The sequence below is a fragment of the Chitinophaga oryziterrae genome, from assembly GCF_009758125.1.
Lineage (GTDB): Bacteria > Bacteroidota > Bacteroidia > Chitinophagales > Chitinophagaceae > Chitinophaga > Chitinophaga oryziterrae.
Genome location: NZ_WRXO01000003.1, coordinates 190,514 through 208,643, shown reverse-complemented (window position 1 = coordinate 208,643; position 18,130 = coordinate 190,514). Strand labels below are relative to the sequence as shown.

Sequence of the window (18,130 nt, the reverse complement as noted above, 5' to 3'; positions counted from 1 at the left end):
TTTCAATTAAAACTATGTTTTCAGTATGTCTTATACATAACTAACTGATAGTTATTTTTTATTCTGATTAGAAGAATATTCTATAACCTGTCTTATCTGAGACATTGAAGGTAATTCGCCATTCTCAAGTAGTTTGCCTATTTCTCCAAAAACAGAATAATGACGAATTCCTTTTTTAAAACCTAATTCTTTAAGTGCATCAAAAGAGGATTGCACATTATCTCCCTTTATTATAGCTTCATTATATTTCTTTATAACAAAATTGGTTGCATCACTGAACAAAAGATGTTGACTATTTATTTTATCGAGAAGGCTTGTATCAGATATCATTACTTCATTTAATAATTTCTTTTCAAATATTAAAAGACTTCCCTCAATGGATTTGCACTGTTGAATGGAGATAATTATACTTTCAATCTTTTTCTGGTGCGAATCGCTCAATGATTTCGACATAGCTAAGAGGATACTTTTGTAAAATTCAATTCCTCTGTCAAAAATTGCTGATATCTCAATAAGTGAATCAAAATTTATTTCTTCTGTTTGGCTTATTTCTTTCTCTCTTTTTCTCAACTCATCCGTAGTTATACCATAACGCTTAAGAACTGTATCTACATCTGAATTTGCCATAAATATGCTAATCTCATTTGAAGTAACAATAGCGTCCCATAGCTCTGGCTTCTTTGAATACTCTCCCAGGTCATCACTTTGAGCATATTTCTTAATCAATTTATTCATTAACTCCATTAGGTTTTTGAAAACCCGACGCAAATCATCATCTAGTTTTTCAGCCTTCCACACTTTTAGTAAGTCAAAGTGCAGCCCCTTCTTATTACCATTTGTATATGCATAAACAACAGATATAGAATATGGAACCACTGCTGATCTTAATTGCCCCATTGCATTATTGCCCGTTCCATAGATCTTTTCCAGTTCTCTGAACAAAACAATACGGGCAACCAGTTCTTCATAAAAACCACGATTGATTATTGTTACTTTTTTACTCTTCCCTTCGCCTGACAAATCTTCAAGGAATAATCTGAAGATCTTTTCACCACCCTTTTTAACAGCATAAGGTTTATCTCCCCAGGCTGCAAAATATTTCGCCAACTCTTCTTTAGAAAATCTTCTTTCTTTTGGAAATTCCTTTTCTAATTGTGCTTTTTTTCCTGAATTTATTCGTAGCAATGTGGCATATTCTCCTTTCGCACGTTCAAAAAACCACTTCCTGCCACTTATTGTCAAAATACTTTCAGAGAGCGATTTGATCTTCATCAATTGTGGATTACGTGCCCGAAGATCTACTTTAGAGACCTTCGACTGCGCATTGGAATAAGTACTTATATTCGAAATAAGGTCATCCAATACCTCTTCACTTGCTCCCTTTGCAACATTAATCTTCGCCATTACCCGGATCTGATCTATATTTAATCCCAGTTTTTGTGAAAAATACAGCGTAGCTGTAGTTTGGCCACCATTAACTATTTGAAAATCAGTAAGCGTTTTAATGTAGTAAGTTCCATCTTTATAGAGAAGGTCACTGTCAGTAGCTGTAATGGTCAATCCGTTATTATAAGCGATAAATTTCTCCGGCTCGTTGCGGATTGTTTCCTGCATTCCTTTATTAACACCTTTAAGTTGGAGAAAAGAACGAACATTCTTTTCCAGTAAACGACTACTATGTCTCTTATATAATTCCGCAAGTAAAGTTGCAGGGATTGCACAAAGATAAGAATCAAAAGCCGCCTCATTTGCAGCTCGCAGACAAGGAAGTGGATTATTGAATGGAGATTCTCCGAAATTTATAATTAGTGGGTCACGACTACCTTTTGCAATATAAATATTATAAAGAAAATTTATATCTATAAGCCTCCGTATAATAATAAGATCTTTGGTATGTTTTTTCTTATCCCGGGTGAAGCTAACCGTTATATTTTCATCTTCAAATTCAAAATTCCTTACCGTTATACTATCCACTTTTCGTTGAACTGTAACTGTAGCAGTTAACAGAAATATTTCTACAACATCAATTTGATCCATGAATCCAGATGAAGACAATTGATGAACCAAAATCCATGCAGGTGATCCGTCCTGCAACTGGTCTAACTGGCGTTTAATTGATTTTTTCAGGAAAGAAATAGCTCTGTTAAACTGTTTTTCATACACAGTTTTTTGTGATAACATTAAACTTTCATCAGTAGCATCTGGTCTGATAGATTCTTCATTTACAATAAAAATCTGCAAACGTTCCTCCGATTCATTTACCATATAAGCGTTAACCTTTGTGCTTCCGCCATCCAGTGAACAATGAATGTCTGTTGAATCCAATGATTCAATATGTTTCGTATCACCGAGGCCTGGTAAACAATTTTCAAGGAAACCCTCATCAGATGTATAGCCATCGGCATCTTTACTTTCATCCAAAATTTGCTGCCGGTAAATTAGTAATTCCTTCAGTTCCATTATAGATAAATTCTTTGAATAAGATAATCCTGTATCAGGTCTACTGTCAGATTATATTTTACGGTGTTGATACCATTGGGTAGCCGGGATGAGATGATTTTGGGAAAATCATCACCTGAACTACAATCATAAAAACTGATAGATAAAGGTTCCCATTTATGATGGTTATAAAGCACTACATTACCTGCATTAAGTCCTGCTTTAATAATTGCCTTGAGAAATGTAACCATATCTGCACCCTTTTCTATTATAATTTCTTTTATCTCGTGAATAACCATACCCAGGTTCTTTCCATTATCCTTCACTGCCACATTTACAACAGCAAGTCTCATATTTTTTCCTGCCTCGGGCTGCAACTGGTATTCACTCGAAATCCGGACTGTGATTTGATTATCATCTTTTGTTTTTACTTCAAGGTTAAAGTCCCCGAAAGTAAAATCGTGGGTCCGACCAAATGGTCCCTGCCATGCATTTAAGATAGTATTACAATTAGTAAGATCGGCATCAGCAATATAGTTACGCAGGACAATAAGCTCTCCAAAAAGGCCCTTAACTTCTACATCTGAAAGTTTATCCGGAATATTATCTTCAAAAAAATCTGCCCATTTATAAAAGCATTTAATAAATTCATCTGCATACCGGGCTGGGCTGGTCAACTTATCAATTCTATTGTATAAGGAAAGCACCAGATCATTATATAAATCAGTAAATTGTTTGTTGAGCAGACCTATCACAACAAAACGGGAATCTTCGTGCCATTCAATGGAAAGATTTTCCATTTTAATATTCTGGCATTGAATATTTATTCCATTGGGTACCTGAAGTATAAGGAAGCGATCTCCCTTAACATCCAACGCAAGATATAAATCAGGTATACAATCAGCATTAATACGCAGCGAACGATAAAGGGCAACACCTGTATTTACAATTAACCGCCAGCGCTGTTCAAGTTCAATTACTGTCATATAATTTCCTCCAATGCATTTAAAGTCTCTTCATCATATTCATCTGCTTCCGGTTCATCTTCATCAATATTATAATTTCCCCGAACATATTTCCCCCCAATATTTGAAGACATTTTTGGGAAACCTATTGCATATCCTATTAAAGGTATTTCATCATTAATTTTTTCATTTTCCTTCAGCTGTTTAAGTCTTGAATCATTATTGAACACTTCCCGTAAATCCATAAGATAAATTACCAAAAGGCCAGTTTCATCACTCATTAATTCTCTGTAAATCCGCTCTGGTTTTGACGCTTCTCTGGCCTTTTTTTCAGCATTTTCCACATCGGTTTTATTATATTCTTTTATTTTCTGATCAATAAATTTTTTATTGGCAAAAGATATCTCACTATTCTCCAGCCATAATGCCATATCTAAACCGGACGAGATAATATTGGCAGACTTACCAGATCCTGTAAATATCTTTTTCTCCAGTAACCTTTTATAATAGACTGGTTGCTTTTCTTCTAAAGGAGCTGATCTAACAGATAATTTAACATTTCCAGGTAAACCCGATTCTGAAGAGGGAATATTTATTTGGGATCCTCCTGTGAATTTCACAGCAACACGCCATTTACTAAGTTTATTTAGTGTAAGGCAAAGTTCTATAAAAGCCTTTATTTGAGATAACTCCGCTTTATACTCGTAGAATGCATTGGCACAATTTAAGAAGCTAAAAAGCCCTTGTACATCTGTATCAATAAAGTAAAACCCCCTGTCTTTTAATAAACTCCAATTATTAGCTCTGAACAAATCCTTTAATTCACTCCATGAATTGTTTATTCTTGACGCATTCATTTCGAACTGGGTAGTTTGCACTAGTGTATCCTGATAAGACCAATTTACCTCTACTGTGTTTTTAAGAATGGACGGACGTGTTATTTTTAAAACACCTGGATGAGTACGTACGCGCAGAATAAAATCTTCCGGTGTTTTTCCATCCCTATGCATCTTTTTAAACTCCATTTCAAGCTCTTCAATTGTTCGTGTAGCTGCATCAAACTTTTCAATTGAGTCCCACGTCGTAAACAACTTACAACAATCAATATACCCAGGTCTATATCCAAACCAACGCCCCATCTGCAAAAGCGTGTCTGCATAGTTAGTATCCCGGATAAAGTAATTAATTGTTAGTCCTTCAAGTGTAAATCCACGTGACAAACGGTTTCCACCAACGGCTATATATTTTTTCCCATTTCCGCTACTATCTGTATTATAAACAAGTTTTTCTTTAGTAATATTATTTATCGCTTTTACTTCAATCCCTTTGACAGCATCAGGGAAAAGAGATTTTATCTCATCAAATGTCACCGGATCAAGAAATTCATCAGCATACCCTACCGGTAAATAAGTTCTGATATTAGCAACTATTAATGCATAATACTTATTCCATGTTTTTTCAAGTTTAGCATAAATCGAATCGGGAGAAGTTGGTAGTTCAGCATTAATTCTATCCATTATAACCTCTATTTCTTCATTTACAAGATTCCTTGTACGGTTTTGCCAGTCAGAAAATCTGGAAACATGTATAAGCATTGTGTTGTGAGGCATATATAAGGCTGAACCTACCATAGCCGGCCTGCGTTTTAGCCGTATTGCAATGCCAAGAATAAAGCATTCAATAGCTTCCTTCATTGAGTCGGGTAAATAAGAAGGAAATAGATCATCTTTCCTTGGAGATCTTATTCCTGTACCATCTTCAATTTCGGTAAGAGTAGCAGGCCTAGTGCCTCCCTGATCATCTACTACTTTTGATGGAAATGACGCTGCACAATCCGTTACAGGTTCTACTAATGGAATCTTAATAAAATCAGAGTCTGTTAACGTTTCAAAAATTTGTTTTGCCCCTATATAATTCGAGGGGCTTTCCAATAATTCAATGAAGTCTTCCGGAAAAATATTATCAACCTGACCAAACAGCTTGTTTACAATTTCTCCATTTAGTTTATAACTGATAGGCCATAGACCAATTGCTTCTTCATTCCTATCCTGTAAAACATTTGCAAAAGGCGTACCCGTATATCCCAGGTATGTTTTACGCGTAAAAAGACCCAATATAGCGCGGATATGACCATTAATAGTGCTAGCATATTCACGTCCTTTATGACCAAGGTTGTTTAATGATGCATTGTCAGCCTCATCATCAATAATCAATAGTGGTATATTGTGCTGAGCACTGGCTTCAGTCAGATCGCTAAGCCAGATCAAAAGATTTTTCAGAACACCTGTATTTTTCTTACATACAAGTATATTCTTATGATTCAATGAAAAGTTGGCATCCTGAAGATATTTTTTAAAGTCAGACCTGTGTGATGTTATTGAAATAACCTGAGGTATATCTGTAAGACCTTGCATGCCAAATCGTTTTTCCTTGCCTACACCTTTAATTCCCTGATGTCCTTCTCCGATAACATCTGTTTCCAAGCGTAATTGTGTTTGAATTCTTAAATCTTCCATTATTCCGGAAAGAATAATTATCAGATTATATCCTGCGTCAACAGCTCTATTAATTACAGCATTAAAATTTCCTGTTTTCCCGGACTGAACACTTCCTACAACCAGTCCTTTTTTGTAAAAGGCTTCAGATGACTGAGGATCACCGAGTTTACCAAGTATTGCTTCACTCGCACGGCTAAGTTCTTCAATTATATGATCAGACCTCCCGATTTTACTTAAATAAGTCAGGTATCTGTTTATGTAATTTAATGGTAATTTTTTTTTCCGCTCTTCCGTGAGCCACGTCTTAAAACCCTTTTTTGTAAGGGAACTTGAAGTATCAATGTCAACAGGATGAACAGATACATATTCCTTTACAGCTGTTTCATAATAACTGCTAATAGTGCTTTCATCTGTATTTTCTAGCGCAGACTGAATCATTATTTTAAGTATTGAAAGAATAGCTGGTTTCTTTTCGCTGAAATATTGTAAAGAAACACTCTCTTTGTTTTGGTTCTGGAGTCTGATAATTGTCTTTATTCCGTCGATTATTTCCTGAGGGGTCATTTGTATATCATTGTAAAAGTGAAAGTATAGATGCTGATAATGTGTTAATATCTATCCCCATAGCAGGCAATATATCATTTAAAATATTCTCCTTGCTAATCCGGTCTGCCAAAAGCTGCATTATTGCTTCCTTTATATCAACTTCCTGAATTCCTTCCTTTTCCACCAATGAAACATAGTTTTCATCAGTATGCACCTTTTTTATCTTATTTACAGTTGTCGTAATCATTCTTAGAATGATTTTCAATTGTTTGTTTTGTTGCTCCGTGAGCGTATCAGTAAGCGATTTTAAAAGTGTGAAGTCCTTATCAATTACCATTGCCATTCCATGGCTGGTTGGTATTTTTTTAAATATCATTTTCACCTGCGATTTTACAGCTGAACGGCGTACTTCATAATTGAAAAATTCTTTTTCAGCTTCTGCCTTTAATTCACTGACATATCGTATAAAACCTCTTCTTTCACTGAAAGGGATTGTGATAGAAGACTTTGCTACATTAAGGTGAAATAAGTGATCAATTCCATTTCCTATTTCTACTTTCAGGCGTGCAAGTTGTAACAGAGGAGACTTTCGGATTACTCCGTTCCAGCCTCCGAAAACAATGATCCGGTCAGATCTGTATATATACATACCTTCCATATCCATTAAACTTTTATCCGTAAGCGTCCACCCTGAAATTCCTTTACTTTCTGAAATACTACTATTGGGTAGTACATATCCTTCCAGCTTTAAGCGGTTACCGAAAAGTACTTTTTGCTTTGTCGATATTTGTCTCGCACTTACAGGAAAAGGATTAAACGGAATAAGGTGCTCATTATTTAGTCTGATCTGCAAAGGCTTATCTCTCTCCATAAATCTGTGAAATGTTAGTTGCAAATGCTCTTTTACGGTTCGTGTCAACTCTTTTTGAAGTACTTCTGATCCAGGATTCTCCCCAGTTCCATTTTCAAATTTGTAAAGACCATGCCACACAATAATAGTATTAGGCTGATAATTCGAAAATGGTTTCAGGAAAACTTTGCTTAGATTATAGTAGGTATTTAAAAAAAAATCTATTTCTTCCTCAGAGTTGATCAGGACCTCCCAATGACCTTTTTTCAAATGATTAACATCCCATGTTCGTGCATTAAACTTTGTTTCACCCCGTTTTTTAGAAATTACGGTAAAGCATCTGGTTTGAGCAAAGGATGCAGTTTTCAATCCTAAGCCAAACCTACCAAGATCGTTTGTTTCCCGGGAATCTTCGGGAGAGCCGCTTGGAAACTGCATGTTTTTTTTAAGTTCCTCATAAGACATTCCAATGCCATCGTCAGCAATAAAAAGCGCGAGTGGAGTTTTCTGTGTATCAATCAAAACTTCGACAAGTTCCGCAGTCGCAGTGATTGAATTATCTATAAGATCTGCGATAGAGGTCTCAAGTGTATAACCTTGTTCAGCGATAGATTTAATTAAAAATTCCGGATTGGGTGTGCAGGATTCAGTATGCATTCCTGTAAAATTGAGTTTCTATAATTGTGCCTTGATTATTTTGGCTATTTCATTAGCCATTAATGGTGGAACAGCATTCCCAATTTGTTTAAACGCAGCAGTTCTACTGCCCTTTTCTTTAACCCCTTCAAAATAATAATCATCCGGAAATGATTGTAGCCTGGCTGCTTCGCGAACCGTAATAGAACGATTCTGCCTTATATCAGGATGAATATAGTAATGCCCGTCTTTAGCAATATGAGCAACAACGGTTTGTGAGTAACTCAGATCTTCTGCCACTACCTTAAAACGATCACAAAAAGTTTCACGGTTTTTATGCGTTTTAAGCTCTTCTGGTAGGTCATTATAATTTAAACGCTCATTCCCGTTGTTCCACTTGTTAACAGCTATTTGATAGATTCTTTTATCCTGATCAGTGTGAGGTCTTGATATATGCTGAGTTAATACATTTATACCATTACGAATATAAGAATCTCGTAAGTAATCGTTTATTGTTTCTGTGGAATATCTGCTATATTTATCTACACCTTCACCAGCCATCAGTTTAGGCAAATCACTGAACAGGTCTCTTACCTTATTCGTACCTGATAAATCAATAGTTGCAAGATCCGGAAGATTCGGAATAAAATCGTCTTTCCAACCAATTATAATAATCCTTTTCCGATTTTGCAAAACCCCAAATTTATTAGCCTCAACCAGGAAAAGATGCATTTTATAGCCTTTCTTCCGGAATAAACTTTCCATGTGGGTCAGATATATACCGCCTTTAGCTGATTTAAGTCCTAATACGTTTTCAAATACAAACATTTTGGGATTATATTTCTCAAGGAACCCTGCATATTGAAAATATAGATAATTGCGGGGGTCCTTTTCCATTCCATTTTTTGACCTGGCTCTGCCCACAACGGAGTATGCCTGACAAGGAGGCCCCCCTATCATCAGATCCACTTCTCTCTTACCAATTAATGTCTCTATACTTTTATGTATCCTTGAATTATGCTCCCCTCCTATTGGCAAATTAATTACACTATCCAATAATTCTTTAGGAATATTTGAATATAAATCGGACCTCGTTAAATCACCTTTGAGATAAGCCACATATTTGTCATAACCCTTCATCTTTAAATAATGATAAGCTACCCTGGTTTTTAAAGAAAAAGAAGCTGCTTCATCCATTTCCACGTGGGCAATCGGAGTAAATCCTTCGCGGATAAATCCCTCTGATAGTCCTCCCGCTCCTGCGAATAAGTCGATGTAGTTCATTATAGGTTTTAAATACGTTTTGTCAGGCAATTTAACAATTGTTCTATTCATCTAATGGAGTTTATCAATTATTAAACTTTCCATCTTATAGCATATTGACAATTATAACTTTTAGTTATTGTTGGGTGTGCGGAATTCTTTTTTAGATTAAACAAACTTAAAGATTAAACAACCAATTCCCAAATATTCAACCTGATTGACGATTTCAAGTATGTATATAAAAAAAGCCGGAGATAATATCTCCGGCTTTTCGCCAAGTGCCCAGAACTGGATTCGAACCAGCACACCCTTGCGAGCGCTGCGACCTGAACACAGTGCGTCTACCAATTTCGCCATCTGGGCATCATTTCCGTGTTAGGGATTGCAAAGGTAAATAGTTTTTTAATTATTCCAAATTTTTGTGGGAAGAAATTCCTGGAAGAACGAGAAAGATACCCTTTTACAAACTTCATCATCCACTTTAGTCCGAAATCAGAAATAAATTTCAAAAAAGAATATATAATAACCCTTAATCTTCCAGCTGAAGGGTTATTATATCCCTTCCAATTTTTATTATACCTGTTTTTTGTTTTATTTCGTGGCGCAGAATGCCTCCCAACCTATATGAAACGTAACTCCTTACTGATTTTATTATTCCTGACAAGCTTCTCATTAAAAGCACAATACGCAGACTTAGGCCAAGGAACGCTGAAAGGAGGTATCTGGTGGTTTGACTGGACAGGATTCACAATAGCCGATGGTGCCAGTAAAACATTTAATACAACCGATGGCCTTACCGTCAAAATTACTTTTTCAAAGGTAACCGGCCCTATACCCGCCCCCTCCGTCATGAACACCTGGAGTGGAGCTGTATTGCATTTCCTCTATGATTTTTCCAATACTTCGATAAAACCGGCATTATTCGCTCCAGGACAAACGAATAACACCACTTTTACGATGCAGGTGGATGCAACCCGTAACGGAGTTCCTACTCCTTTTACCTTTTGTGCAGCCGATGCAGAAGCCAGCGTAATAAACGTAGAGGCTACAACTTTTATCACTACAGGGGGCAACTGGAGAACACTACAGTTTTACAGAAATTCAACAACGATCTCCAATCCCCTCACCGGATGTGGTACCCAAACGATCGTCATTACAGATACACAACATTCAAATGCTGCCAACGCATTCATTCCTATAGGTCAAAGCCCATTAATGGCTACCGATGCTCCTTCCACAGGTACAGTATCCGTAGAAGTACATATGGACAAGAACTCATATGGCGGCATGGCGGTAGCATTCGGTATATTAACGCCGGTAGACAGAGGCGATCTGCCCGCAAGTTATGGCTATGCAGCTCATAAGATCAGCTATACAGAAAGCAATAGTTGTAATTACGATGTGCCTTTTCCTACTGTTACACAGGACCCAAGACTAAAACTGGGTTCAGTACTCCCGGATGCTGATCCATTAAATGATGTAGATGATAATATTACAGGAGTTGATGAAGAAGCCATCACTACTTTCCCTGACTACGACCGCAGCGGTACTTATTCACTCAATGTTCCTCTGACAAACACCACCGGTGCTGCTGTTTATCTCAGCGGATGGTTTGATATTAACCGTAATCAACAGTTTGATGCTAACGAGATCGCCACGGCAATCATTCCCAATACTGCAACAACGGCTACACTTACCTGGACTGGCATACCGAACAAGCCGGTACAGGGGAGTACCAAACTTTTCGGCTTCAGATTCAGGTTGTCAACTACCTCAGTGACAACCGCAAGCGGCCTTGCTGATAATGGAGAAGTTGAAGACTATCTCACTGCTCTAAAGTGGGTTTGTGATCCTCTTGCAACCAATATCACCAGTAAAGCAACCTGTGCCGGAACACCTGTGCAGCTCAATGCAACAGGCAATTACCCTACATTTACATGGACTCCCGCCGCAGGACTTTCAGCGGTTAACATTGCGAACCCTGTTGCTACACCGGCAGCCAACAATACTTATACGATCACCGCTACTGATGGAGACTGTACACAAACAGCCAATATTGCCATCACTGTAAATCCTCTTCCCGGATTAACAAGAAGCGCAGACGCCACTATCTGTAACGGTACTACTACGCAATTATCCGCAGCAGCAACAGTACCCTCCGGTTATAACTGGTCTCCGGCAACAAGCCTGGATGATGCCACCATTGCTAATCCTGTAGCCAATCCACAAACAACTACGTCATACACGGTATTGGCAACTACTGCAAATGGCTGTACGGAAACCGGGAATATAACAGTTAAAGTAAGTCCTGTTCCCGTGATAACAAAAAGTCCGGATGTAATCATGTGCGCTGGTACAGGTACAACGTTATCAGGACTGGCTGATCTAACATCAAATTATAGCTGGTCACCGGCAACTGGCTTAAACAATGCGGCAATCGCTACACCTCTTGCTAATCCCGTAACAGCTACTCTGTATAGTGTAACTGCTACTACCTCGGATGGTTGTACGTCATCAGCCAGTATTATGGTTGATGTAAGTGCGGTGCCTTCATTAACAAAAAGTACAGATGTAATTACATGCGCCGGTACGCCTACACAATTATCTGTTTTAGCTGATATTGCATCGAGCTATAGCTGGTTACCAGCAACAGGTCTGGACGATGCCACATCATCTGGTCCATTGGCCAACCCGCTAACGACAACCCGGTATGTTGTAACCGCTACGACCGCAGATGGTTGCAGTATTAAAGATTCTATCCTCGTTAAAATACATCAGCCCGATGTAAACATAATAACTCCAACATCAGGTATTTGTAAGGGAGAATCTGCTGTACTTAAGGTTACCGGAGGAAATACATATGAATGGCAGGATGCAGATAATACATTCCTGGGAAATACCGATCAGTTAGTAGTAACACCTGCATCCACGACTACTTATAAGTTAATCGTCACAGATAATATCTGTCAGCTTAATCAGACAATGAACATACCTGTCATCGTGAATCCGGCTCCGGTTACAGCTGTTAAATATGCCAATCCGATAGATTGTACGCACCCCGAGACTAAATTAACAGCTTCCGGAGGCATACAATATATATGGGAAGCTGTTGCTGGTATTAAAGACCTCAGCATACCTGATCCGGTAGTAAAACCCATTATATCTACCACTTATCATGTGCAGGTTATTGACGCAAACGGATGTGGCAGCATAGATTCTGTTACCGTACCGGTAAACACCACTACTGCATTAAGCAGCTTCCCGATGGCATCCGCATTCACACCAAACGGTGATGGTAAAAATGATTGCTTTGGATTTAAATACTGGGGCGCCCTTACTGTTGATTTCAATATTTTTAACAGATGGGGAGAACTCGTTTTCCATTCAACAACACTGGAAAGCTGCTGGGACGGTACTTATAAAGGAGAACCGCAACCTATCGGTACTTATGTTTATATCATCCGTGCTAAAACACTATGCGGGGATGGAGAACGAAAAGGGACCGTTGTATTACTCAGATAAAAATCATATCGTTTTCAGATCATCAGGAATTTCCAGACCGGCTTCTTCAGCTGCTGTAAGATGTCTTGCAGCCTGCGCTGTATCAGTAAAGCCGTCTTCAAACAGATATATCCGGGCCAGTTCGATATGAGCAGTATCATACCCTCCTTCCACAGCAGTATTAAAGTAGCCTATAGCAGCTTTTATATCCTTCATCGTTCCTAATCCTTTCCGGTAAAGATTACCCAGGTTATAGGCCCCGATTTCAGTTTCATCCTTCCGGTAATATTCAATGGCTTTCTCAAAATCCTCTTTTCCCTCATACATATAACCCAGCCATCCGTAATCCGGCTCTCCCAGTTCTTCTGCCTGCTGATAATGATACAATGCCTGATCGGGATCATTATCAAAATATAAGAAACCAAGATTATTATGGGCTACCGCCAGTCCATCATCAGCCGCCTGTTGTAACAGGGAGATTGCTTTATCCCTGTCGGGGATAGTACCTATACCGTTCTGATAACACAGGCTCAATCCGTTTATCGCATTCGTATTGCCTGCGGCCGCTCCTTTTTCATACCAGTGAAAGGCTTTGTCATGGTCAATATAATCATCTACCATATAATAAATATGCGCCAGGTTATTCATGGCATACCCATATCCCTTTTCAGCTGCAAGCGTATAATAATGAATAGCCGATTGGTAGTCCTGACTGTTATAAGCATCTACTCCGATGTTATACAGGTCTTCTACGGGAGTATATGCATCGATGACTGTACCCTCATCAGGAGAAGCAGCATAAGCCAGCAGCCGGTCGCGTACTGTATCGTCATAATAATAATGGTAGTATTCACTTCCTGCATCCTGCTGTACAAGATCCTTATTAGCTCTGGATAACCCATATTTATCTACCAGATAAACATCCTTACCCTTAAAGGCATAAGCAAATCCCTGATGAGGAGCTTTGCTAACTACGAGATCAAACAAATCATCACTCAGTTTATGCGCAGGTGAATCAGCAATAATCCATAAGTTATTTTTCTGCATGATAAATACATTCTCATGCAGCGGCATTATTTTTTCATATTCCGCATTGAGGATTACTTTACCATCTTTATCCAGCATTCCCCACTTCCCATTTTTCTGTACAATAAAACATCCCTCGTTTCCAAAGTTTTCAATATCCTCATATTCAGGTGGGGCTACTACCCTGCCCGACAAATTGACCAGTCCAAAAAGATCATTCTTTTTAACAATTGCCAGGTATGAATATTCAAAGTCGTATGCGTCGTCCCATTCCAGGGGGATCACGATCTTGCCGGAAGTATGTACATATCCGTATTTCCCGTCCTTCATCACCACAGCAAGGTCTTGCATACTAAACTCATAGAATTCATCAAACTGCGGACTTAACAGCACTTCACCGTCGGGTCCTTTTAATCCCCATAACTCATCTTCCTGGTAGATTTCTACAGTAGGTATTTCTTCATAAATATGTGCCCATCCATAATGATATCCTTCGTAATTAAGCAGATCTGCCAATGTCTGGAAGGCCAGACTTACATTCTTTAACTCTTTATAAGACAACAGGGAGATATCGTTGTTATCGATGGCCCTGGTGATCACCTCATTATTAAATGCGATATCAGCCTGCCATATTGCAGCCTGGTCTTCATGCGGCGTTTCCTCCATATTGAACACGTCCCACATATCCAGATTAAAATAGGGATGTTCCAGGTTATCCAGGTATTTGAACAGGTTATTTTTAGCTGCTGAGAAAGCTGCTTTATCTGTAATGATTGATTCCTGCTTCTCCAGGAAATTGTAAAACCGTTTCAGGTTCTCGATCCCTGGTTGAGCATTATAATACAATCCTGCATTACTGTCCGTATGATTATTATAATTATTGCCTGAAATGAACGCTCCGTTTATCAGCAATGGTTGTAATAACAGCGGCATCTCATACCCCCATTCCATTATCATTTTATCATTGTCCTGTGCGGTTGAAGGGGTGCTAACATTATATAGATAAACTCTGTGCGACATGACGCAAAGGTAAGAAATGGCTCCGGTAGATAACTACCGGAGCCAAAAGGAAATTTTAAGGCGTTTGGAAAGCCCATTGCTGGTGATTCCCACCGTTACTTGTATACTGGTTTACCATTGCACCAGCTACTGTAGATTGAGCTGCCACCTCAGCCACTTTCCCGCTTTGCACACTTGTAATAGTGTAATAACCTGCAGAAGCAGGTGTAATAACCCATTTCTGATGATTACCGCCTGAGTAATCATATAACTGTATAGCAGCTCCGTCCAGAACGGATTCTCCTTTTACATCCAATGATTTCCCGCTTTGCACACCGCTGATCTCATATTGATTGTTGCCCAGATTCTTTACGGTCCATTGCTGGTTGCCGCCACCATTATAATTCCATTGCTGAACAGGTGTGCCGTTCACGGTACCCTGACCGGCAGCATCTAAAGCAAGCCCACTGTTCCTGTTAATGATCTTATAGGTCCCGTTGGGGATAGTCTGGTTACCATTAATATAAGGCGCAAGAATGGGCTGTAAAAGATTAGCTGCTTTGATATGACCACTAACACTGGGGTGCAGGTTATCCGGCAGATAATCACTGGTGTTCTGCGCCAACCATCCTTGTGTATTAATATAATGCACCCTGCTATCTCCTGCCGCATTTCTGGCACTCACTGCTGCAGATGTAGGAGATGCCCATAATCCCAGGAATGTACGTAATACAAATATTTCCGCCTGAGGGAATTTAGTCCGGATGTTAGTCAGGAAACTGATATACCCTTTTTGAAATACGCTGTCGCTGATCACACTTGGATTATCATTTGTACCAAGATTGATTACTATAAGATCGGGCGTATATCGTGTAAAGTCCCAGGCCGGAGACGAAGGATAATTGGGCGTCTGTAGTTTAAAATACTGTGTATCCATACCTCCCATTAACCAGATGCCCGGATAAGCGATCTGGGTGTGCTCGGTATTCAGGTTCTCAGAACAAACCCAGGCATAGTCCGATACATTCGTTTGCTCATCAAGATATCCCGCTGTAATAGAATCCCCGATATATTCTATGAGGCTTGTTAATGCTGTTGGTGCACTTGTCACGGCTCCCGCATCCAGGATCAGTCCCTGAAAATTAAATAAGTAATCGTAATCCCGTCCTTGTGCAACGCTCAAAGAATGCGTGCCACCGGCAAGCGGCACAGCTGTCAGATTAATGGTACCTCCGGACTGATTATAACTGACCCAGGGTCCATTATCGATCTTTGCATAGAAATTGCTCGTATTACCAACCTTAATTTTCACCGTTGTTCCGGTAAAGTTCACTTTGATATAAGCACCACCCCAGTAACTGATATATTGACTGGCATCAGTAAAATCCCAGCGGCCGAAATATTTGATATTTGTATCTCCGAGGCTACCACTGACAGTTGATGCGTTTGCCACCACCGCCAATTTATTATCTATTCTGATGAGTTCTTTTTTAGCACAACTATTCAGCAAAAAAGAAACCACTATCAAAAGCATTAAATTTCTTATTCTCATTTCCGTTCGTTTTATTAATTAGGGGATCTGGATTAACCATTGCTGATTAGCGCCACCATCATTGGTCCACTGCTCGATTAATGTACCAGCTTCGGTTGACTGCCTCGGCACATTAATCACCTTTCCACTTTGTACCCCCTGGATAAAATAGTAACCACCCGTTGCAGGAGTGATAATCCATTGCTCACTTGTACTACCGGTATAATCATACAACTGGATCCTGGCACCATCTGTAATATCGTCCCCTGTTACATGCAACGAACGTCCGCTTTGTACACCCGTAATTTTGTAATGATCGCCACCCAGACTGGTTAATACCCAGCGCTGGTTACTGCCGCCATTATAGCCCCACTGTTGAATAGCACTGCCATTGGCAGTCAGTTGAGCCACTACGTCAAGCGCCATTCCGCTATTCCGGTTAATGATTTTATAGGTACCGTCTGCCAGTGGGCCAGCCCCGCCTATTATATGCTGAGTAGGATGGGTTGCCTGATAAGGGATCAAACCTTTAATCATTCTACCCGCATCGTTCACCAGGCGCAGGTAAAAATCAGATGAAACGGCTACCCCGTCCTGATCAAGATTCACATACGATTTATCGGTAGGAGCCTGTGAAGCATTCTCTGCCACTTTGAATATGGCAGTACCTTCATTCATCTCATCGAACATGGCTATGTACAAGCTCTTCACTCCTACGGTTTTCATCACGGCCACCTGTGCCCACAGAAAGTCACCATGATTTCTGGGAATCAGATTTAAAGCGCTTCCTGCCTCAGAATTATGGAAAGAAAATCCGGGGTAAGCAATTGGCTGATAGTCCATACCATGCGCTGTACAATAATCATAATCGCCCTGTATCCATGGCTGATAAGAAGCAACCACCTGAGCAGCGACCGCCCATGGAGCCAACATATTAAACGAACTGTAAACAGTAGAAAAATTATCCCTGGAAAACGTGTTAGGCGTACGCCAGTCCATAGGAACGCTACCTATCACATAACATCCCTGGTTTTTGAACCAGTTCACCACATCCAGGCAGGCAGCAGAATCGCCGGGCCCCTGAGCCGGAGCTCCTTTATATCCCATGCCGAATATGCAAACTACAGGTTTTCCGTTTTGTTTTGCATAGGCGGGGGATGATAACAAATCGAGTGTGCCCTGGATTGTATTGACCCAGTCAGTTTTTAAAACAGTCTGCATATCCTGGTGACCGGATATATCATACATGATATAAAACTTTCTTCCGGTTGCTTCCGCGGCACTCCTCACCTTCTGGGCCATTCCGTCCCTCATGGATTTAAACCTCGGGTCACTAAGTTCTCCGCTGAAACGTTGCAATGCCGCAGCATCAATACCATTCTGCTGCATCCATTGGAAATGCAGATTAACTGTTGACTGATCATAAGAGGAGAACATTTTAGCAGGTTGTCCATTTCCAAGATTACCTGCGCTGGTCTGATAAGTAGTAGTATATTCACGCATATCAGGCCACATGTCGAGATTCTGATGTGTCCAATCATTAACAGCGGACCCGTCACCCGGTGCTGTGAACCAACCCTGGTAACCAACGGTCACCTTTCCTACTACATCTCCCTCCGGAGAAATTGCTGGTGTAACGGCTAACTGAGCTGGTTTTTCAAAAGAAGCGTCCTTCCTGGTACAACTAAACAATGCGAGTACTAGTACTAAGTACAGTAAATTGGTTTTTCTCATAAGATAATTAATGAATAATGGTTATTATAAATTCATCCAGTGTTGTCAAAGCATGTGCCATGCAATAATTAATTATTAACCAGTGATATACAGAAAACTATTTTTACTCCATTTCGTATATTTATGACACGATTACGATCAG

At 39.5% G+C, this 18,130-nt stretch carries 9 protein-coding genes and 1 tRNA gene; 1 reads left to right on the top strand and 9 read right to left on the bottom strand.

The window, feature by feature from the left end:
* Positions 1-51: 51 nt before the first annotated feature.
* The 6 genes from GO495_RS12880 to GO495_RS12855 form a co-directional block, all read right to left on the bottom strand.
* On the bottom strand, positions 52-2,460 hold the full coding sequence (locus tag GO495_RS12880) for an AIPR family protein (RefSeq protein WP_157300106.1): 2,409 nt from the start codon (positions 2,458-2,460) through the stop codon (positions 52-54).
* The gene (locus GO495_RS12875; protein WP_157300105.1) at positions 2,460-3,425 is read right to left on the bottom strand and encodes a PD-(D/E)XK motif protein; all 966 of its coding nucleotides are present in this window, start codon (positions 3,423-3,425) and stop codon (positions 2,460-2,462) included. The genes GO495_RS12880 and GO495_RS12875 overlap by 1 nt, the downstream gene beginning before the upstream one ends.
* Complete coding sequence (locus GO495_RS12870; RefSeq protein WP_157300104.1) at positions 3,422-6,466, bottom strand: Z1 domain-containing protein; 3,045 nt, start codon at positions 6,464-6,466, stop codon at positions 3,422-3,424. The genes GO495_RS12875 and GO495_RS12870 overlap by 4 nt, the downstream gene beginning before the upstream one ends.
* Positions 6,467-6,473: 7 nt before the next feature.
* Complete coding sequence (locus tag GO495_RS12865; protein ID WP_157300103.1) at positions 6,474-7,955, bottom strand: ATP-binding protein; 1,482 nt, start codon at positions 7,953-7,955, stop codon at positions 6,474-6,476.
* 18 nt (positions 7,956-7,973) lie between these two features.
* The gene (locus tag GO495_RS12860; RefSeq protein ID WP_240915216.1) at positions 7,974-9,269 is read right to left on the bottom strand and encodes a DNA cytosine methyltransferase; all 1,296 of its coding nucleotides are present in this window, start codon (positions 9,267-9,269) and stop codon (positions 7,974-7,976) included.
* 207 nt (positions 9,270-9,476) lie between these two features.
* Positions 9,477-9,560 (bottom strand) — tRNA-Leu (locus GO495_RS12855).
* Positions 9,561-9,821: 261 nt separating this feature from the next.
* Between GO495_RS12855 and GO495_RS12850 the strand changes: the two genes are divergently transcribed.
* Positions 9,822-12,719, top strand: coding sequence for a T9SS type B sorting domain-containing protein (locus GO495_RS12850; RefSeq protein WP_157300102.1), 2,898 nt, complete (start codon positions 9,822-9,824; stop codon positions 12,717-12,719).
* 3 nt (positions 12,720-12,722) lie between these two features.
* Here GO495_RS12850 and GO495_RS12845 read toward each other — a convergent pair whose 3' ends face one another.
* Genes GO495_RS12845 through GO495_RS12835 form a run of 3 tightly spaced genes read right to left on the bottom strand, consistent with a single transcriptional unit; the run spans position 12,723 to position 17,988 of the window.
* Positions 12,723-14,744 (bottom strand): SEL1-like repeat protein, encoded by a 2,022-nt coding sequence (locus GO495_RS12845; RefSeq protein ID WP_157300101.1) that lies wholly within the window; start codon positions 14,742-14,744, stop codon positions 12,723-12,725.
* Positions 14,745-14,799: 55 nt separating this feature from the next.
* The gene (locus GO495_RS12840) at positions 14,800-16,275 is read right to left on the bottom strand and encodes an RICIN domain-containing protein (RefSeq protein WP_157300100.1); all 1,476 of its coding nucleotides are present in this window, start codon (positions 16,273-16,275) and stop codon (positions 14,800-14,802) included.
* 18 nt (positions 16,276-16,293) lie between these two features.
* Positions 16,294-17,988, bottom strand: coding sequence for an RICIN domain-containing protein (locus tag GO495_RS12835; RefSeq protein ID WP_157300099.1), 1,695 nt, complete (start codon positions 17,986-17,988; stop codon positions 16,294-16,296).
* Positions 17,989-18,130: the final 142 nt, after the last annotated feature.